The following is a 16879-nucleotide window of genomic DNA, read 5'->3' on the forward strand; positions in this document are numbered from 1 at the left end:
GGCAGGCCGAACGGCTTGAGGCTGGCGACCGAGGGGCGGGCGATGGCCAGGCCGCGGTCGGGGCCGGCGCCCAGCAGAGCCGCCAGGCCGTTGCGGGTCTGGGCGATCTGTTCGTCAATGGCGGCCAGTTCGGCGCGCGCGTTGGGCGGACCGGCCTCGGCCTGGCGCAGCTCGCCGCGCGTGTCGAGGCCGTTGGTCACCCGATCGCTGACCAGTGTCAGGGTTTCCTGCCGCAGGGCCACTGACCGTTCGGCCACGTCGCGCTCGGCGTAGAGGCGGGCGAGGTCCGCATAGGACGCGGCGACCGAGGTGGCCAGCATCAGGCGGGCCTGGGCGGCGTCGGCCTGGGCGGCCCTGGCCTCCGAGGTCGCGGCGGCGACCGCCGCGCGGTTCTTGCCCCAGAAGTCCAGCTCCCAGCTGAAGTCCAGGCTCAGCCTGCCGTAGTCGTTGTAGCCTTGGGGCACGAAGTCGGCGGGGATGCCGTTGTTGTAGCTCTGCTTGGCGCGTTCGACACCGCCGTTCGCGCCGACGCTGGGCAACTGCGCGGCCTTGGCCTGGTTGGCCAGGGCTTGGGCCCGGCGCAGGCGGGCCTCGGCCTGGGCCAGGGTGGGCGAGCCCGTCAGGGCCTCGTCGACCAGGGCGTCCAGCTGGGCGTCGCCATAGGCCTTCCACCAGGCGTCGACCGGCCAGGCGGCGGTGTTCGAGACGGCCAGGGTCCGGGCCGTGGCGTAAGCTTCAGGGGCCTTGGCGACCTGGGCGGGCGTAGCGGACGGCATGGTGGCGCAGGCGCTGGTCAGCAGGGCGGCCAGAAGGATCGAGACGGTGGCGCCGACCTCGCGAGATCCTGGGAATTTGGAAGCGAAGGGCTTGTTCAGGGCGTTGGAAGTCATGAGCGCCGACCTTGAATTGACCGTACTGTACGGTCATATAGTGGCGGTCATATAACCAGCAGCTTGACGGGATCAAGGGGGGCACCGAAGGAAAAGAAATGATGCAGGACGTGATGAGACCGCGTCTCGACCGAGACGCCCGCCGCGAAGCCATCCTGGACGTCGCCAGCGACGTGTTCCTGGAGGAGGGCTACGCCAACGCGTCCATGTCGACGATCGCCGCGCGGGTCGGCGGATCCAAGGGCACGCTCTACAACTACTTCAAGAACAAGGAAGAGCTGTTCGCCGCCTATGTGGTGCGCCACTGCGCCTGGCAGCGCGACGCCATGTTCGAGATCGAATCCGAGCTGGGCGACATCCGCGAGGCCCTGATCAAGACCGGGCGCATTTATCTGTCGATCGTGCTGAGCGATTTCAGCATGGCCAATTTCCGGGTGATCGTCGCCGAGGCCCAGCGCACGCCGGAGATCGGCCATGCGTTCTACGAGGCCGGTCCCCGGAGCGGATCGAAGCGGCTGGGCGCGGTGCTGCAGAAGGCGGTCGACGGCGGGCAGCTGAAGATCGACGACCCGGTCCACGCCGCGCGGCAGTTCATCGGCCTGTGCCAGAACCACATGCTGAAGGCCCGGCTGTGCAACGCCATGGCCGAGCCGACGCCCGAGGAAATCGATCGCGAGGTGCTGCCGGCGGTCGACATGTTCCTGGCCGCCTACGGAACCCGTCGTTAGGCGATTTCCGCTTGGCGCGGGAGGCGTAAGGCGGCACTTGGTCCCGCGGAGGCGCGGTCGTTCGGCGCTCCGCTAGAGGAAAGCTTGGCCATGCAAGGCGTCACGATCGTCGACCACCCCCTGGTCCGCCACAAGCTGACCCGGATGCGCGACAAGCAGACCTCGACCAAGACCTTTCGCGCCCTGATGCGCGAGACGGCGACCTTGCTCTGCTACGAGGTCACCCGCGCCCTGCCGACCCACACCGTCGAGATCGAGACGCCGGTGGCCCCGACCAAGGCCGAGGAGATCTCGGGCAAGAAGCTGGTCTTCGCGCCGATCCTGCGCGCCGGACTGGGCATGGCCGAGGGCATGCTGGACCTGGTGCCTTCGGCGCGGGTGGCGCACATCGGCCTGTTCCGCGACCCGGCCTCGCTGGAGGCGGTGGAATATTACTACAAGACGCCCGAGGACATCGCCGACCGCCTGGTCATCGTCGTCGACCCGATGCTGGCGACCGGCCACACGGCGGTCGCCGCCCTGAATCTGCTCAAGCGCTCCGGCGTCACCGACCTGCGCTTCGTCTGCCTGGTGGCTTCGGTCCAGGGCGTCGAAACCCTGCGCGCCGCGCATCCCGACGTGCCGATCTGGGCGGCGGCGGTGGACGCCGAGCTGAACGATCACGGCTACATCGTGCCCGGGCTGGGCGACGCCGGCGATCGGACCTTCGGCACGCGTTAGACTCGGCGCAAGGCCCCGCTCGTCAGGCCACGCCGGCTCGCAGCAGGTCGTGGACATGCAGGATGCCGACCGGGCGGTTCTGATCGACGACGAACAGCACGGTGATGCGCCGCTCGTTCATCACCTTCAGCGCCTCGGCCGCCAGGGCGCCGGGCGCTATGGTCAGCGGGGCGCGGGTCATGACCTCGCTGGCCACGTGGCTCATCAGTCCGTCCATATGGCGGCGCAGATCGCCGTCGGTGATCAGGCCGCTGAGCGCGCCGTCCGGAGCGACCACCCCGACCGCGCCGAACCGCTTTTCGCTCATCACCAGCAGCGCCTCGGGCATCGGGGCGTCCTCACGGGTCAGGGGCACTTCGTCCTCACCGTGCATCAGGTCGCCCACCGTGCGCAGCATGGCGCCCAGCTTGCCGCCGGGATGGAAGACGCGGAAATCGCTGGCGGTGAAGCCGCGCCGCTCCAGCAGGGCCACGGCCAGGGCGTCGCCCAAGGCGATCTGCAGGGTGGTGGAGGTGGTCGGGGCGTTGACCTCCGCCGTGGCTTCCGGCGCGTCGGGCAGCAGCAGCAGGATGTCGGCCGCCCGGCCCAGCTGGCTGTCGGCGACGGCGGTGATGGCGATCAGCGGGATCGAGAACCGCTTGGCGTAGGCCAGGCTGTCGGACAGCTCGCGCGCTTCACCGGACTTGGACAGGGCCAGCACCACGTCGCCCTGGCCGATCATGCCCAGGTCGCCGTGGCTGGCTTCCGCCGCGTGCACGAACATGGCCGGCGAGCCGGTCGAGGCCAGGGTGGCGGCGATCTTGCGGGCCACGTGGCCGGACTTGCCGATGCCCGTGCAGACCACTCGGCCCTTGGCGTCGAACAGGGCCTCGACGGCGCGGACGAACGAATCATCAAGGGCGGTCGACAGCAAGGTCAGAGCCTGGGACTCCGCGTTCAGCACCCGCTGGCCCACGGCGATCGCGTCGAAGACGCTCATGGCGCGGTCGCCGCCGCGGCGCGGGCCTCGCTCACCAGTTCGCGGGCCCGTTGATCGCGAAGGGCGGCCGCGTCCTTCTCGCGTTGGATCTTCACGCGCATTTCCTGCCTCTGTTGGATCGGGACCGAGCCGAACGGCCCTGGCGAGCGGGCGCCGTAGCCCTGCGGCCAGACGAGGGAAAGCGCGACCAGGGCAAGGCCGATGAGCGCCAGGAAGGGCATGAAGATGCGATCAGGCATGGCCTGCCTATAGCATGCCCCCCAAAGGAGAGAAGGGCGAGAGAACGGCAAGACGGAGGCGGCAGCGCTTGACGCGGGGCCGACCGCAGCTTAGCCCGCCCTGCGACATATCCTGGAGGTCCAATGCCTGTTCTCGTCCTGCTCCGCCACGGCCAGAGCCAATGGAATCTCGAAAACCGTTTCACCGGTTGGGTCGATGTCGATCTGACCGCCGAGGGTGAGGCCCAGGCTCGCAAGGGCGGCGAGCTGATCAAGGCCGCCGGCGTCGACATCGACGAGGCCTTCACCTCGGTCCAGACGCGCGCCATCCGCACCTGCAATCTCGCGCTGGACGCGGCCGGCCAGAGCTTTGTCCCCGTCACCAAGGACTGGCGCCTGAACGAGCGCCACTACGGCGGCCTGACCGGGCTGAACAAGGCCGAGACCGCCGAAAAACACGGTGAGGAACAGGTCAACATCTGGCGCCGGTCCTACGACATCCCGCCGCCGGAACTGGCCCCGGGCGGGGAGTACGACTTCAGCAAGGATCGACGCTATGCGGGCAAGGACCTGCCCGGCACCGAAAGCCTGAAGACCACCCTGGTGCGTGTGCTGCCCTACTGGGAAGCGGCCATCGCGCCCAAGCTGATGGCTGGCGAGACGATCCTTGTGGCCGCCCACGGCAATTCGCTGCGGGCCATCGTCAAGCACCTGTTCAACGTCCCCGACGCCGACATCGTCCATGTCGAGATCCCCACCGGCAATCCGCTGGTCATCGACCTGGACGGCGCCCTCAAGCCGACCGGTGCGCGTTACCTCGACGAAAGCAGGGCCCAGCCGCTGCCGGCGGCGCGCTGAACCGACGTTTCGGGGCACTCCGGGCGAGCGCCTCCGGTGTCGTGAAGGGCTTGGAAACGCAGCGTTAATGCCGTTCGCGCATTGTACGGTTCTAGCCCTTCGGGGAGTCGATACGAGCCGTCATGAACGCCCCTCCCGCGGCAGGCCAAGAGCACAAGCGCCTGACGCAGCACGATGTCGACGTGATCTGCGCCAAGCATGACCGCCTGTGGTCGGCTCGGATGGGCGGCGCTCGAGCGGTCTTTGCTTTCTGCGATCTGTCGGGCCTGTCGGTCACAGGCCGCAATCTGTGCGACGCCGACTTCACCGGCGCCCTGATGGTCGGCTGCGACATGCGGCGCGCCAAGCTCGACAACGCCGCGATGTACGGCGCGGACATGGCGGGCTCCGACCTGACCGACGCTTCGATGCGCCGCACCGACCTGCGCGGGTCCAGCCTGCGCGGCGCCAACCTGACCGGAGCCGATCTGTTCGAGGCCGATCTGCGCGAGGGCCAGATCGCCGCCGCCGACCGCAAGGAAGGCTATCGCATCGTCGAGCCCCAGCAGCGCGAGGCCCAGGCGACCGGCGCTATCCTGGCCGGCGCCAACCTGGAGCGCTCGCGCCTGTCGGGCATCATCGCCACCAAGGCCGACTTCAGCGACGCGATCCTCAAGGACGCCAAACTGGTGCGGGCCAACCTCAAACAGGCCAATTTCAACGGCGCCAACCTGGCCGGCGCCGACCTGTCGGGCGCCAATCTGTTCGGGGCCGATCTGCGCAACACGGTCCTGGTCGGCGCCAAGACCATGTCGTGGAACATCAACGACACCAACATGGACGGCGCCTTGACCGACAAGGCGTCGGGCAAGGATGTGTCCGAGATGCCCTATGAGCAGATGATCGCCGATCATGCCCGCTGGTGCGAGACGGGCGGCGACGAGGGCAAGCCTTCGGTGTTCGACAAGGCCGACCTGCGCAACCTGAAATCCGTCCGCGGCTTCAACCTGACCGCCCTTTCGGCCAAGGGGGCGGTGTTCTACGGCCTGGACATGGAAAGCGTGCAGATGCAGGGCGCGCAGCTGGAAGGCGCCGACCTTCGATCGTGCAACCTGCGTCGGGCCGATCTGCGCGGGGCGCGGCTCAAGGGCGCCAAGCTCACGGGGTCGGACCTGCGCGAGGCCCAACTGGGTCCGCTGCTGATCGGCCGCGACCGCCTGCTGCCCAGCGACCTGACCGGGGCGCTTCTGACCAATGCCGATCTGGCTCGGGCGGACCTGCGCCAAGCCTGCCTGAACGGCGCCGACCTCTCGCGCGCCAACTTCACCAACGCCCTGCTCAAGGACGTCGACATCACCGGCGCCATTCGCCTGGGCGCACGCGGCTTGGACGAGCTGATCTAGACGGCGATCAGCGCCAATTCGCGAAAGTTGCGACAAATCGGCGCGCCCTTAACGCTTCGCTCGTCGATCGCCGGTATCCCGGTGTGATCAATGGGTTTTTCGAGGACAAGCGGAAGATATGAGCGCGGCGCAGAACATTGCGGGACGGCGGCGTCTTAGCCAAGCCGAGCTCGACATGATCGTGTCCGCGCACGAGAAGTTCGTTACGGGCAAACAGGGCGGCAAGCGGGCTTCGCTGAGGTTCATGAACCTGTCGGGTCTGGATCTGTCGTTCCGCAACCTGGCCGACGCCGACTTCTCCGCTTCCATTCTCGACGGTTGCCGCATGGTCCGCACGCGGCTGGAACGGGCCAATATGTTCGGCGCCGACTTGCGCAAGGCCGATCTGCGTCAGGCCGTTCTGGTTCGCGCCGACCTGCGCGGGGTTTGCCTGCGCGGCGCGAACATGGCGCAGGCCGACCTGACCCAGGCCGATTTCCGGGAAGGGCAGGTGGCTATTCCTCACCCGCGCAAGGGGCTTGAGACCCTGCGCCATCAGGCCCGCAGCGGCGAGGTCGACGAGGTGAATTTCTCGGGCGCCACGCTGGACGGATCGCAATTTTCCGGCGTGTCGGCTTTCAAGGCCGACTTCAGCGATTGCTCGCTGCGCGGGGCCAAGCTGGTTGGGGCGAACCTCAAGGAAGCCAATCTGAGCGGAGCCATTCTGGACGGCGCGGACGTGAGGGGCGCCAACCTCGAGGGGGTCAATTTCACGGGCGCGGTGATGGCGGGCGTCGACACGTCCACCGCTCGCACCGCCGGGGCGGCGATGCAGGACTGCCTGAGGGACCCGACCGAACGGGCGCTTTCGCGCGTCGAGGAAATCCACCGGCGCTGCCTGGCCAACCAGTCCTGGTGCAAGACCGGCGGCAAGGAGGGCGAGCCCGCCCGCCTGGACGGCGAGGACCTGCGTCCGCTCGGCGATCGGCTCAAGGGCCTGCGACTGACGGCGATGAACGCTTCGGGCGCCTGCATGGTCGGCATCGACCTGTCCGGGGCCCAACTGCAAGGGGCCAATCTTCAGAACGCCGACCTGCGCATGGCCAATCTGCGCGGCGCTGACCTGCGGGGCGCCAAGCTGTCGGGGGCCAATCTGACCAAGGCCGACCTGCGCCAGGCCTTCCTGTCACCGCTGCCGCTTGGACCGGAACGCAAGACGCTGGTCATCTTGAAGTCGGCGCGTCTGCGCTACGCCCTGCTCCAGGCCGCCGATCTGAGCGAAGCTGTGTTCGACGGCGCCGATCTGCAGGGCGCTGACTTCACAGGCGCGCGGCTGTCGAAGGCCAGCCTGCGGGGCTGCGACCTGACCCAGGTTCAGGGTCTGGATTTCACGCCGGCCTAGAGGCGATCCGTTGGATGAAACGTCGGAACGGCCGGGCCTCGCTGAGTCCGCCCGTGCGAACCCCGTCCTCATCGCGCCAAAAGGAAAGGGCGGCGCCTGACGGCGCCGCCCTGAAAGTCTAGAGGGGTGATGGGTTAACGTTCGAGGGCGGCGTTAGGCTGCCTTTTCGTCTTGGGGCTTGCCTTCGATCAGCGGCGAGGTCGACTTGATCTCGATCGTGCGGGGCTTGAGGGCCTCGGGCAGTTCGCGCTTCAGCGAGATGGACAGCAGGCCGTCCGACAGGGCCGCGTCGGTCACGATCACGTAGTCGGCCAGCTGGAAGCGGCGCTCGAAATTGCGCTCGGCCAGGCCGCGATGGAGGTAGCGCTTGGCTTCGTCATTGGCCGGCTTGCGGCCGGTGACGGTGAGAAGGTTTTCCTTCACCTCGATGCCGAGTTCTTCCGACTTGAAGCCGGCGACGGCGATCTCGATGCGGTACGCGTTCTCGGCGGTGCGCTCGATATTATAGGGGGGGTAGCCCGAAGCGGCCTCGTTCGAGGCGGCGGCGTCCAGGAGGGCGGCCAGCCGGTCGAAACCGACGACGGAGCGATACAGGGGGGACAGGTCGATCGTACGCATGGTCACATCCTTCTTTTCAAGCAAGGTTGTTCAATCCGTTCAAACCCTTGGCGACCCGATTTGGCGTCGCCGGCGGTCTGGAAGGCCCAGATTTCCGGCGCCTTCGAGGTCAAGGTGGTGAGCCGTTTTTCGACTTCAAGGGGTTGAATGTGCGGCTTGACGGTGAATCGCTTGATCGGTGTTCGGCCACAGCTAAGGTCGGTTCACCGGCTTCCGGCCCCGCCTTGGAGAGCTCCGACGATGACCTGCCGCCGCCATCTTTTCCTTCTCGCCGCCGCGACGTTCTGCCTTTCCGCTTCGCCGGTGTTCGCCGCCGACGCGGCGCTGCAGGCGGCCGTCGCTTCGCCTGACCGCACGCCGGCCAACCTGGCCCGCGACGGCGCCCGCCATCCTTACGAGAGCCTCAGCTTCTGGGGGCTGAAGCCCAAGCAGACCGTGATCGAGGTGTCGCCGGGCGGTGGCTATTGGACGGAAATCCTGGCGCCCTACGCCAAGGCCACCGGCGGAACCTATGTCGCCGGTCTCGCCGATCTGGCCAATCCGAAGATCTCGGACGGAGCCCGCAAGGGCAGGGCGAACTTCGAGACGCGCTTCATGGACCCCGCCAAGTACGGGACCGTGCGGTTCGTGAACTTCGGACCGGTCGCCGGGCCCTTGGGCGCGGCGGGTTCGGCCGATCTGGTCCTGACCGCGCGTAACGTCCACAACTGGACTGTCCAGCCGGGCGTGGCCGACAAGATCTTCGCCGACTTCTTCGCCGTACTGAAGCCCGGCGGGATCCTGGCGGTCGAGGACCATCGCGCCGATCCCAAGGCGGAGAGCGACAAGGGCGCGGACGGCTATCTGGCGACGGCGACGGTGGTGGCCTTGGCGGAGAAGGCCGGTTTCAAGCTCGACGCCAAGTCCGAGATCAACGCCAATCCCAAGGACACCAAGGACCATCCGTTCGGAGTCTGGACCTTGCCACCGACCAAACAGACCGCGCCGAGCGGCCAGCCGGCCGATCCGACATTCGACCGCACGAAGTATGACGCCATCGGCGAGAGCGACCGCATGACGCTGCGGTTCCGCAAGCCGGGCTGAGACCTGGTCGGTCCGGGCGAAGTTTCGCCAAGGTCGCGTGCATGATCGGGCTCTGAAATGATGGTGGGTGGCGGCATGAGTTCAGGACTTCGATGGTCGCGGCGCGGGCTGCTGACGGGCGCCGCCGCCCTGAGCCTGGCGGGATGCGGCCGCAAGGCGGCCAAGCCGGACCCAGCCAAGCCGGCGGCCGCGACCGGCGTCATGACTCTGAAGGACGCCACCGAGGGCGACTGGCGCTCACCCGCCGACAAGGCCCGCGATGTCTGGCGTCATCCCGTCGAGAGCCTGGAGTTCTGGGGGCTCAAGCCGGGCCAGACCGTGGTCGAGTTCTGGCCCGGCGCCGGCTGGTACACCGACATTCTCGCCCCTTATCTGGCCGCCACCGGCGGCAAGCTCTACGCCGCCTCGCTGCAGACCGATCTGCCGGACGATCCCAGCGCCAAGGCGGCGGTCGAGGAATATCAGCGCAAGCTCGCCGACAAGAGGAAGCTGTACGGCGAGGTGGTCATCACGGCCTTCGGGCCGACCAGCGGCCCGGCGGCGCCGGCGGGATCGGCCGACCTGGTCCTGTTCCTGCGCAACCTGCACAACTGGATGGCGGCGGGCCTGGCCGAGAAGGCTTTCCGGGAGGCCCTGACCGCGCTCAAGCCCGGCGGCGTCCTGGGCGTCGAGGAGCATCGCGGCGAGCCCGGACGGGTCCAGGACGTGCTGGCCGCGGACGGCTATGTGCAGCAGGCCTATGTGATCGAAATGGCCAAGGAGGCCGGCTTCGTCCTGGCGGGCGAAAGCGAGATCAACGCCAATCCCAAGGACACCAAGGATCACCCGTTCGGTGTCTGGACCTTGCCGCCGACCCGGCTGTCGGCGCCGCGCGGCGAGCCGGCCGAGCCCGGTTTCGACCACGCCAAATACGACGCCATCGGAGAGAGCGACCGCATGACCCTGAAATTCGTGAGGCCGAAATGAGCGGGGATCCGAACAGGCGCGCCGTCGCTTCAACCCTGGCCGCCCTGACGCTGGTTTCCACGATCCCGTCCGCGGTTCGGGCTGACGGTGGCAAGATCGCGCCCGCCACCAAGGTCTTTTCGTTCCTGGAAGCTTTTCTCAAATTACCGGCCGCCGAGCGCTCCAGGATCAAGCTCAGCTATGCCCTCCTGCGCGACGGCAAGCGGGCGGCCGGACTCAAGGCGACCTTGATCGAGGCCGGCGGCGTGCGCACGCCGCTGCCGATCGACGGCGAGGGGCGGTTCGAGCGCATGCCCACCCTGGCCCAACTTCAGGCCAAGGCTCAGGTCAGCTTCGATGTTCCCGCCGACACCAAGCTGGGTTCGTCGATGCTGCTCGATCCGGTGCTCAAACCCGCCGCCGAGTACGATGCGCGAGAGCTGGTCGCCACGGTCGAGGACTCCAACCGGGCCATTCGCAAGGCCGCCGGTCTCATGGCCATGATGGCCCCGCACATGGACGGGCTGAAATTCCTGGCCGCCGATTCCGGCGTGGCGATCTTCCCCAACGGAAGCTCCAAGCCTCTGCCGGCCGATGCGGGGGCGGTTGTCTTCGAGCCCGGCCAATTCAAAGGCGCGTCCCGCGTCCGTTTGGCTAAAACCCCGTCAGCGGTGGATTATTACGTCGCGAAGAAATAGCGGCCGGCGCGTCTGAACAGTGTTTACTCGCCGCGATCCAGCGGCCAGTCTGCCGCCCAGAATCCACGCGCCACAGAGGGAGACGCGCTTATGGCTACGTTGCAGGAAATCACCGATCGTATCAAAGGCGCCGTCGGCGACGACAGCGGCCTTGGCAAGAGCCTGAAGTTCGATCTGAAGGACACCGGCGTCATCCATATCGACGGCGGATCGGTCACCAATGAAGACAAGCCGGCCGACCTGACCATGACCCTGTCGTTGGACGACCTGCTGGCCATCGGCGCCGGCTCGCTGGATCCGACCATGGCGGTGATGACCGGCAAGCTGAAGCTGTCGGACATGGGCGTGGCCATGGCCCTGCAGTCGAAGATGGCGGCCCTGTTCGCGAAGATGCGTTGATCCATGGGGGATGCGGCGCCGCTGGTCTCGATCCCCGAGGCGCCGATCCCCGACCATGGAAAGGCCGAATGGTTCAACGGCGCGGATGGGGCGACCCTCCGCGCCGCGCTCTTTTCGCCGGAAGGCCCGCCCCGCGGCTCGGTGGTGGTCAGTCCCGGCCGCAGCGAGCCGATCGAGAAATATTTCGAGGTCGTGCAGGACCTGCTGGACCGGGGTTTCGTCGTCCTGATCCATGACTGGCGGGGTCAGGGGCTTTCGCATCGCGCCCTGCCGGATCGGCTCAAAGGCCACGCGGCCGGATTCAAGCACTTCCTCTCCGACCACCATGCGCTGCTGGCCGCGTTCGAAGCTCGGCTGCCCAAGCCCTGGATCGCCGTGGGGCACTCCATGGGCGGCAGCCTCGTGATTCTGGCCCTGGCCATGGGCGAGGCGCGTTTTTCGGCGGCGGTGCTGTCCGCGCCGATGCTGGGCCTCAACACCAGCGGCAGGCCGCCGAGCGCGGCCCGGGGCTTGGCTTGGCTGATGAGCCGCTCAAGGTTCAGGGGCGAATACATGCTGGGCGACACCGGCGATCCGTTTGCCCAGACCTTTCCCAAGGACGCTCTGACCCACGACGCGGCTCGTTACGCTCGCCACCAGGCCCAGATTCGCGCCAATCCCGACATCGCCCTGGGCGGCGTCACCTGGGGTTGGACCGATTTCGCCTTTTCGATCTGCGCTTGGCTGCGGCGCTCCAAGGGTGTCGAGGCCGTATCGATCCCCGTGATCATCGTCGGAGCGGGCCAAGACAGCCGGGTGCTGGTCGCCGACGAGAAGGCGATCGCCGGCCGACTGCCCAAGGGACGCTATGTCGAGATTCCCGACGCCTTCCACGAAATCCTGATCGAGACCGACGATCGCCGGGCGGTGTTCTGGAAGGCGTTCGACGAGACGGTGGAGACCGTGCTTCGCTAGCTACTTGGCCGACCGTCGCAGCGACACCAGCGCCTCGTCCAGACAGCGGCGGTCGCCGGAGATCACCATCTGGCCGCCGTCTTGCCCGATCGGTTCGCCACGCCAATCGGTGACGATCCCCCCGGCGCCTTCGATCAGGGGGATAGCCGCCTCGATGTCCCAGGACTTCAAGCCGGCCTCGATGACCATGTCCATCTTGCCCATGGCGACCATGGCGTAGGCGTAGGCGTCGCAGCCCAGGCGGGCCAGCTTGGCGGCGGCGCGCACCTGCAGCCACGCGCCGCGCTCGGCGCCGTCGAAGCAGGCGTCTGGATCGGTGGTGGAGATGATCGCCTCGGTCAGCTTGGGGCACTCGCGCACTTGGATCGCGCGCTCCGAGCCCTGCGAAATCAGGCGCGAACCGGCCGCCGAGCCGATGAAGACCTCGCCCGTATAAGGCTGGCCGATCGAGCCCAACACCGGACGCCCCTGATGGCGCAGGCCGATCAGGGTGGTCCACAGCGGCAGACCCGAGATGAAGGCGCGCGTGCCGTCGATCGGGTCGAGCACCCAGACGAATTCGGCGTCCGGGCGGTCTTCGCCGTACTCCTCGCCGATCACCCCGTGCTCGGGATAGCGTTCGGCGATCAGCTTGCGGATCACCGCCTCCGCGCCGCGGTCGGCTTCCGTCACCGGATCGAACGCGGCGTGGCTTTCGCGGGGCAGGTTCTTGCCCGCGCCCTTGTCCTCCAACCCATGGTCGGCCCGAAACAGCGGCAGGATCGCCGCCGCCGAAGCGCGGTTGAGGTCGAGTACGAAAGCGTCGAACTGGGCGAGGTGATCGGTGGCGAGGGTCATGAGGCGAGGCTTTAGCCCGCTCTTGGACTGGACGCCACCGTTCGCGATCTCGGACCTAGGCGTCAATCGGTTCGCAGCCGTTCAGCGACTTGGCCAGATCCAGCAGGCGACGGCGCGGGCGCTCGCCCAGAAGATAATAGGCGCGCACCAGGTCCAGCGTCTCCTTGCGGGCGAACATTTCGCAGCCTTCGGCCTCGATGTTGGTCTCCATCATCGTCCGGTCCGACAGGCCGTCATAGAAGTACCCGACAGGGACCTCCAGGGCCTCGGAAAGCTGCCACAGCCGCGCGGCCGAGATGCGGTTGGCGCCGCATTCGTACTTCTGAATCTGCTGGAAACGCACCCCGACGGCGCTCGCCAGCTGTTGTTGAGTCAGGCCCAGCAGACGGCGACGTCGTCGCAATCGCTTGCCCAGGTAAACATCAATGTCGTTGCCCATGATGACGCCCCGATTTCATGTTCCCGTCCCGAAACGGAACGGACTGGGTCGACGTCCGCAAGTCATGTGCCGGGCGGACCGCACAGGTCGATCCGCGCCGCGAGTCCCACTCTTCCACGAAGCAGGCTACTAAGGGTTCATGTCGGATAAGCGTCGGCCCTTGGGCCAGGATCTTCTATGGCGCGCGGAAGCGCTGGGTTTTGACCTCTTCATAGGGGTCGTGCGCTTGCTGGGCGTTGACGCCGCCTCGGCGTTCGGCGGCTGGCTGGGCCGCACCGCTGGTCCGCTGAGCGGCGCGCACAAGGTGGCGGCCCGCAATCTGAAACTGGCCTTTCCGGACAAGGACGAGGCCTGGCGCGCGGACATGCTCAAAGCGCAGTGGGACGGCCTGGGGCGCACCTTCGCCGAGTTCCCGTTGATGGACAAAATCCTGCCGTCCACGGGCCGGGTCGAGGTGGTCAACCAGGAGCGCCTGTTCCAGATCGCCGCCGACAAGGTCCCGGTGGTCTTTGTGTCGGGACACCTGTCGAACTGGGAGGTGATGCCCGCGGCCATCGTCGATTCCGGGGTCACCTGCGAGATGACCTACCGCGCGGCCAACAATCCGTATGTCGACGACCGCATAAAGGCCAGCCGCTTCCGCTATGGCGTGCGGCTCTTCGCCCCCAAGGGTGGAGATGGCGCTCGAGAATTGCTCGAGGCCATGAAGCGCGGCGTTTCGGTGGCGTTGATGAACGACCAGAAGTTCAACAACGGCGTCGAGGGCCTGTTCTTCGGCCATCCGGTGCGCACGGCGCCGGGACCCTCGCGCCTGGCGATCCGCTTTGGCACGGTGCTGCAACCGATGTCGGTGCAACGCATCAAGGGCGCGCGTTTCCGGGCGGTGGTCCACGACCCGATCCAGCTTCCCGACACCGGCGACCGCGTCGCCGACATCGAGGCGGGGGTGAAGCTGATCAACGCCTTCATGGAGGAGCGCATCCGCGAGCGGCCCCAGGAATGGTTCTGGGTCCACCGGCGTTGGCCCAACGAGGTCTATGCCGCCTTGGCGGCGACGGAAGGCTAGGCGCCTTCCGGCGGCGGAAGGTTTAAAGCCTCACCATCCGCTCGTTGCGGCGACGCAGCGGGCCGTCATAGCGGGGATCGTCCCGGCGTCGGCGGCAGGGGCCGAAATAGTCCTCGGTTCGGATGAACGGCCGGGGCTTGAAGATCACGATGTTGATCCGGTCCAGCAGCGAACGGGCGGTCACCGGCTTGACCACGATCTCGGTGACCCCGGCGTCTCGAGCCTCCAGCACCCGATGCCGCTCGGCGAAGCCTGTCAGCATGATGATCGGCAAGAAGGGGTCGGGACTGTCTGGCGATTGTCGGACCAATTGGGTGAACTGCACCCCATCCAGGGGCTCCATCCGGAAGTCGACGATGGCGATGTCGATCTGCTGCTCGCGAACCACCTGCAGGGCTTCGGCGCCGTCGATGGCCTCGAAGACGCGTTTCACGCCGACGCCCTTGAGGATCGTCGAGACGATCATCCGCATGTGCTGGTTGTCGTCCACCAGCAAAAAGCGCAGCTGATCGAGCGTCGCGGACATGCGGGACTGGCCTCCATCACAGCAAGGGGGATGGCGGGCATACTGTAGAGCTTGAGGGCTGTCGATCCCCTGTGAGGGGAATTCGTGCAACAAAATTCGCCCCAGGCGTGTATTTGCACCTATTCCCCTTCTGGAAAGGAGGGATTAGGTCGCTTCAACCGTCTGGCCGCTCATCTCGGGGTTTAGCCCTGGCTGTCCCGCCAGCGCTTCAGGGCTTCGGTCGGGCCAGCATAGGCTTCCTGCAGCTCGGGGCTCCAGTAGCGCAGGTTCTCCAGCTGAATCCTGGCGTTGGTGACCGCGCACAGCACGTATTGGCCGGGGCTCATGATGGCGAATTCGCCGTCGCCGTAGTGCAGGGTGGCCGGGCCGCCGGATTTGCCGAGATTGGGATCGAACGCGTTCATGGGGCTCTTTTACGCCAGTTGAGGTCGGGGGAACAGGTGGGGCGCAGCGTCAAAACAGGCTCCCCTGATCGGTGGGCGGCGGCGGTTTCGGTTTGGGCGTTGGCCGTGGCGCGGCGACAGGCGCCGGCGGGACAGGTGTCGACCCCTCGCCGTCGATCACCGCGTCGCGGTCGCCGGCCTTGAACTTCAGGTTCACGCGCTCGCCGCTGGTCAGTTCGGCGGCCGAGCGGGCGATCGAGCCGTCGGCCTTGTAGACCAACGCAAAGCCCAGCTCCAATGGCCGGTTGGGATCGAGCGAGACCCGCAGCTTGTCCAGGCTGATCAGGCGGTCGGTCTCGCGCTCCAGCCGTCGCCGCGTCACGGCGTTCAGCCGCTCCTGCAAGGCCGGCAGCCGGGCATGCTGGGCCACGCGCTCGGGGACACGCCGCGCCGCCAGGTCCATCCGCCGGCCCAGGTCCTCGACCCGCCGGCCGCAGTCGGCGCGCTGGCGATGCAGGATGTCGGGCGACAGGCGGGCGGTGACCTTCAGCAGGTCGCGGGCGTGGATGTCGGTGTTGCGCTGCAGGGCCGCGTCCAGGCGGGCGGCCACCTCCTTGAACCGGCGCTCGGCCGGGGCGGTCAGGTCGTCCAGCCGGGGCAGGCCGCGCACCGCCAGGTCCAGCCGCTGTTGGGCCAGGGCCAGCAGGTCGGCGGGGCGGGGCAGGCCCCGCGCGGCGCTGATCAGTCGTGTGCGCCGCTCCTCGATCACGCGGCCGCCGCAGGTGTTCAGGCGGCGATCATAGTCGCTGACCAGGGCCCGCAACTCGGCCAGCACCGGGGTGGCCATCTCGGCGGCGGCGGTGGGCGTCGGGGCGCGGCGGTCGGAGACGAAGTCGATCAGGGTGGTGTCGGTCTCGTGGCCGACGGCCGAGATCAGCGGGATCACGCCCTCGGCCACCGTCCGGGCCAGGCCCTCGTCGTTGAAGGCCCACAGGTCCTCGACCGAACCGCCGCCCCGGGCGACGATGATGATGTCGGGACGCGGCACGGGGCCACCCCCTCCTTCGTGGCTTGGCGCGATGGCGTTGAAGCCGCGGATCGCGGCGCTGACCTGGCCGGCGGCGGCGTCGCCCTGGACCACGCAGGGCCAGACCAGCACCCGGCAGGGCCAGCGGTCGCGGATGCGATGCAGGATGTCGCGGATCACCGCCCCGGTCGGGCTGGTGATCACCCCGACCACGGCCGGCATCGAGGGCAGGGGGCGCTTGTGCTCGGGCGCGAACAGACCTTCGGCCGCGAGCTTGGCCTTCAGGCGTTCGAGCTGGGCCAGCAGAGCGCCGATCCCGGCCGCCTCCATGGTCTCGATGACGATCTGATAGCGCGAGCCGGCCGGATAGGTGGTGATCTTGCCGGTGACGATGACCTCCAGCCCATGCTCGGGCCGGATCTGCAGCTGGCGGACATTGCCCTTCCAGACCACGCCGTCGATGGCGGCCTTGTCGTCCTTGATCGTCAGATAGACGTGGCCGTTGGAGTGGTGGGTGACCTTGGAAAGCTCGCCCCGCAGCCGCACGAAGCTGTAGCGGTCTTCCAGCGTACGCTTCAGGGCGAAGGCCAGTTCCGAGACGGAATAGGCCTGAGCGTTGGAATCAGGGGCGTCGGCGTCGGTCATGGGGTTCTAGATAGGACGGATTGGGGTTGGGTGTGAAATGGCTGGTTGGCGTGGAGGGACCCCCTCCGGCCCTCCGGGCCACCTCCCCCAGAGGGGGAGGATC

General features: G+C 67.5%; 20 protein-coding genes. 11 read left to right on the forward strand and 9 right to left on the reverse strand.

The window, feature by feature from the left end; translation table 11 throughout:
- Positions 1-890: efflux transporter outer membrane subunit (locus tag WAL33_RS18655; RefSeq protein WP_422183151.1), on the reverse strand; the 890-nt coding region annotated here is incomplete at its 3' end.
- 113 nt (positions 891-1003) lie between these two features.
- On the opposite strand from WAL33_RS18655, the gene WAL33_RS18660 reads away from it, so the two are divergent.
- Positions 1004-1618 carry a TetR/AcrR family transcriptional regulator gene (locus WAL33_RS18660; protein ID WP_422183153.1) on the forward strand — a complete coding sequence of 205 codons (615 nt, stop codon included), beginning with the start codon at positions 1004-1006 and terminating at the stop codon, positions 1616-1618.
- Between the two features lie 90 nt (positions 1619-1708).
- Positions 1709-2338 carry a uracil phosphoribosyltransferase gene (upp, locus tag WAL33_RS18665; RefSeq protein WP_422183155.1) on the forward strand — a complete coding sequence of 210 codons (630 nt, stop codon included), beginning with the start codon at positions 1709-1711 and terminating at the stop codon, positions 2336-2338.
- A 22-nt stretch (positions 2339-2360) separates the two neighbouring features.
- On the opposite strand, the gene WAL33_RS18670 is transcribed toward upp, so the two are convergent.
- Both WAL33_RS18670 and WAL33_RS18675 read right to left on the reverse strand, forming a co-directional pair.
- Positions 2361-3317, reverse strand: coding sequence for a KpsF/GutQ family sugar-phosphate isomerase (locus tag WAL33_RS18670; RefSeq protein ID WP_422183157.1), 957 nt, complete (start codon positions 3315-3317; stop codon positions 2361-2363).
- Complete coding sequence (locus tag WAL33_RS18675; RefSeq protein WP_422183158.1) at positions 3314-3556, reverse strand: hypothetical protein; 243 nt, start codon at positions 3554-3556, stop codon at positions 3314-3316. Before WAL33_RS18675 ends, WAL33_RS18670 begins: the two co-directional genes overlap by 4 nt.
- Before the next feature lie 123 nt (positions 3557-3679).
- On the opposite strand from WAL33_RS18675, the gene gpmA reads away from it, so the two are divergent.
- The 3 genes from gpmA (at position 3680) to WAL33_RS18690 (ending at position 7156) form a co-directional block, all read left to right on the forward strand.
- Positions 3680-4393, forward strand: a complete 714-nt coding sequence (gene gpmA, locus WAL33_RS18680) for a 2,3-diphosphoglycerate-dependent phosphoglycerate mutase (RefSeq protein ID WP_422183160.1) — start codon at positions 3680-3682, stop codon at positions 4391-4393.
- A 122-nt stretch (positions 4394-4515) separates the two neighbouring features.
- The gene (locus WAL33_RS18685; protein ID WP_422183162.1) at positions 4516-5775 is read left to right on the forward strand and encodes a pentapeptide repeat-containing protein; all 1260 of its coding nucleotides are present in this window, start codon (positions 4516-4518) and stop codon (positions 5773-5775) included.
- A 118-nt stretch (positions 5776-5893) separates the two neighbouring features.
- Positions 5894-7156 carry a pentapeptide repeat-containing protein gene (locus WAL33_RS18690; protein ID WP_422183163.1) on the forward strand — a complete coding sequence of 421 codons (1263 nt, stop codon included), beginning with the start codon at positions 5894-5896 and terminating at the stop codon, positions 7154-7156.
- 153 nt (positions 7157-7309) lie between these two features.
- Here WAL33_RS18690 and WAL33_RS18695 read toward each other — a convergent pair whose 3' ends face one another.
- Complete coding sequence (locus WAL33_RS18695) at positions 7310-7774, reverse strand: Hsp20 family protein (protein WP_422183165.1); 465 nt, start codon at positions 7772-7774, stop codon at positions 7310-7312.
- Positions 7775-8014: 240 nt separating this feature from the next.
- Here WAL33_RS18695 and WAL33_RS18700 point away from each other — a divergent pair, with 240 nt between their 5' ends.
- The 5 genes from WAL33_RS18700 to WAL33_RS18720 all read left to right on the forward strand — a co-directional run bounded on the left by WAL33_RS18700 (position 8015) and on the right by WAL33_RS18720 (position 11853).
- Complete coding sequence (locus tag WAL33_RS18700; protein ID WP_422183167.1) at positions 8015-8857, forward strand: class I SAM-dependent methyltransferase; 843 nt, start codon at positions 8015-8017, stop codon at positions 8855-8857.
- Positions 8858-8932: 75 nt separating this feature from the next.
- Positions 8933-9823 carry a class I SAM-dependent methyltransferase gene (locus tag WAL33_RS18705; protein ID WP_422183168.1) on the forward strand — a complete coding sequence of 297 codons (891 nt, stop codon included), beginning with the start codon at positions 8933-8935 and terminating at the stop codon, positions 9821-9823.
- Positions 9820-10500, forward strand: coding sequence for a hypothetical protein (locus tag WAL33_RS18710; protein WP_422183170.1), 681 nt, complete (start codon positions 9820-9822; stop codon positions 10498-10500). Before WAL33_RS18705 ends, WAL33_RS18710 begins: the two co-directional genes overlap by 4 nt.
- Before the next feature lie 90 nt (positions 10501-10590).
- Complete coding sequence (locus tag WAL33_RS18715; protein WP_422183172.1) at positions 10591-10899, forward strand: SCP2 sterol-binding domain-containing protein; 309 nt, start codon at positions 10591-10593, stop codon at positions 10897-10899.
- Between the two features lie 3 nt (positions 10900-10902).
- Positions 10903-11853: an alpha/beta fold hydrolase gene (locus WAL33_RS18720; protein ID WP_422183173.1), complete on the forward strand. Its 951-nt coding sequence runs from the start codon at positions 10903-10905 to the stop codon at positions 11851-11853.
- On the opposite strand, the gene hisN is transcribed toward WAL33_RS18720, so the two are convergent.
- Both hisN and WAL33_RS18730 read right to left on the reverse strand, forming a co-directional pair.
- Complete coding sequence (gene hisN / locus WAL33_RS18725) at positions 11854-12690, reverse strand: histidinol-phosphatase (protein WP_422183175.1); 837 nt, start codon at positions 12688-12690, stop codon at positions 11854-11856.
- Between the two features lie 55 nt (positions 12691-12745).
- Positions 12746-13129 (reverse strand): helix-turn-helix domain-containing protein, encoded by a 384-nt coding sequence (locus WAL33_RS18730; protein ID WP_422183177.1) that lies wholly within the window; start codon positions 13127-13129, stop codon positions 12746-12748.
- Positions 13130-13268: 139 nt separating this feature from the next.
- Between WAL33_RS18730 and WAL33_RS18735 the strand changes: the two genes are divergently transcribed.
- Entirely contained in the window at positions 13269-14195 is a 927-nt protein-coding gene (locus WAL33_RS18735) for a lysophospholipid acyltransferase family protein (protein ID WP_422183179.1), read from the forward strand.
- A gap of 22 nt (positions 14196-14217) precedes the next feature.
- On the opposite strand, the gene WAL33_RS18740 is transcribed toward WAL33_RS18735, so the two are convergent.
- From WAL33_RS18740 to xseA, 3 genes are all read right to left on the reverse strand, one after another.
- Positions 14218-14721, reverse strand: coding sequence for a response regulator (locus WAL33_RS18740; RefSeq protein WP_422183181.1), 504 nt, complete (start codon positions 14719-14721; stop codon positions 14218-14220).
- 182 nt (positions 14722-14903) lie between these two features.
- The gene (locus WAL33_RS18745; protein WP_422183183.1) at positions 14904-15125 is read right to left on the reverse strand and encodes a DUF2093 domain-containing protein; all 222 of its coding nucleotides are present in this window, start codon (positions 15123-15125) and stop codon (positions 14904-14906) included.
- Positions 15126-15174: 49 nt separating this feature from the next.
- The gene (xseA, locus tag WAL33_RS18750; protein ID WP_422183185.1) at positions 15175-16776 is read right to left on the reverse strand and encodes an exodeoxyribonuclease VII large subunit; all 1602 of its coding nucleotides are present in this window, start codon (positions 16774-16776) and stop codon (positions 15175-15177) included.
- Positions 16777-16879: the final 103 nt, after the last annotated feature.

Origin of the sequence: Caulobacter sp. (genome assembly GCF_049283275.1) — a bacterium.
Taxonomy (GTDB): Bacteria; Pseudomonadota; Alphaproteobacteria; order Caulobacterales; family Caulobacteraceae; genus Caulobacter.

What these genes read in the sequence shown, in the direction of transcription:
- WAL33_RS18660 (WP_422183153.1), top strand. Translation starts at nt 1,004, where the DNA reads ATGAGACCGCGTCTCGACCGAGACGCCCGCCGCGAAGCCATCCTGGAC.
- upp (WP_422183155.1), top strand. Translation starts at nt 1,709, where the DNA reads ATGCAAGGCGTCACGATCGTCGACCACCCCCTGGTCCGCCACAAGCTG.
- WAL33_RS18670 (WP_422183157.1), bottom strand. Translation starts at nt 3,317, where the DNA reads ATGAGCGTCTTCGACGCGATCGCCGTGGGCCAGCGGGTGCTGAACGCG.
- WAL33_RS18675 (WP_422183158.1), bottom strand. Translation starts at nt 3,556, where the DNA reads ATGCCTGATCGCATCTTCATGCCCTTCCTGGCGCTCATCGGCCTTGCC.
- gpmA (WP_422183160.1), top strand. Translation starts at nt 3,680, where the DNA reads ATGCCTGTTCTCGTCCTGCTCCGCCACGGCCAGAGCCAATGGAATCTC.
- WAL33_RS18685 (WP_422183162.1), top strand. Translation starts at nt 4,516, where the DNA reads ATGAACGCCCCTCCCGCGGCAGGCCAAGAGCACAAGCGCCTGACGCAG.
- WAL33_RS18690 (WP_422183163.1), top strand. Translation starts at nt 5,894, where the DNA reads ATGAGCGCGGCGCAGAACATTGCGGGACGGCGGCGTCTTAGCCAAGCC.
- WAL33_RS18695 (WP_422183165.1), bottom strand. Translation starts at nt 7,774, where the DNA reads ATGCGTACGATCGACCTGTCCCCCCTGTATCGCTCCGTCGTCGGTTTC.
- WAL33_RS18700 (WP_422183167.1), top strand. Translation starts at nt 8,015, where the DNA reads ATGACCTGCCGCCGCCATCTTTTCCTTCTCGCCGCCGCGACGTTCTGC.
- WAL33_RS18705 (WP_422183168.1), top strand. Translation starts at nt 8,933, where the DNA reads ATGAGTTCAGGACTTCGATGGTCGCGGCGCGGGCTGCTGACGGGCGCC.
- WAL33_RS18710 (WP_422183170.1), top strand. Translation starts at nt 9,820, where the DNA reads ATGAGCGGGGATCCGAACAGGCGCGCCGTCGCTTCAACCCTGGCCGCC.
- WAL33_RS18715 (WP_422183172.1), top strand. Translation starts at nt 10,591, where the DNA reads ATGGCTACGTTGCAGGAAATCACCGATCGTATCAAAGGCGCCGTCGGC.
- WAL33_RS18720 (WP_422183173.1), top strand. Translation starts at nt 10,903, where the DNA reads ATGGGGGATGCGGCGCCGCTGGTCTCGATCCCCGAGGCGCCGATCCCC.
- hisN (WP_422183175.1), bottom strand. Translation starts at nt 12,690, where the DNA reads ATGACCCTCGCCACCGATCACCTCGCCCAGTTCGACGCTTTCGTACTC.
- WAL33_RS18730 (WP_422183177.1), bottom strand. Translation starts at nt 13,129, where the DNA reads ATGGGCAACGACATTGATGTTTACCTGGGCAAGCGATTGCGACGACGT.
- WAL33_RS18735 (WP_422183179.1), top strand. Translation starts at nt 13,269, where the DNA reads ATGTCGGATAAGCGTCGGCCCTTGGGCCAGGATCTTCTATGGCGCGCG.
- WAL33_RS18740 (WP_422183181.1), bottom strand. Translation starts at nt 14,721, where the DNA reads ATGTCCGCGACGCTCGATCAGCTGCGCTTTTTGCTGGTGGACGACAAC.
- WAL33_RS18745 (WP_422183183.1), bottom strand. Translation starts at nt 15,125, where the DNA reads ATGAACGCGTTCGATCCCAATCTCGGCAAATCCGGCGGCCCGGCCACC.
- xseA (WP_422183185.1), bottom strand. Translation starts at nt 16,776, where the DNA reads ATGACCGACGCCGACGCCCCTGATTCCAACGCTCAGGCCTATTCCGTC.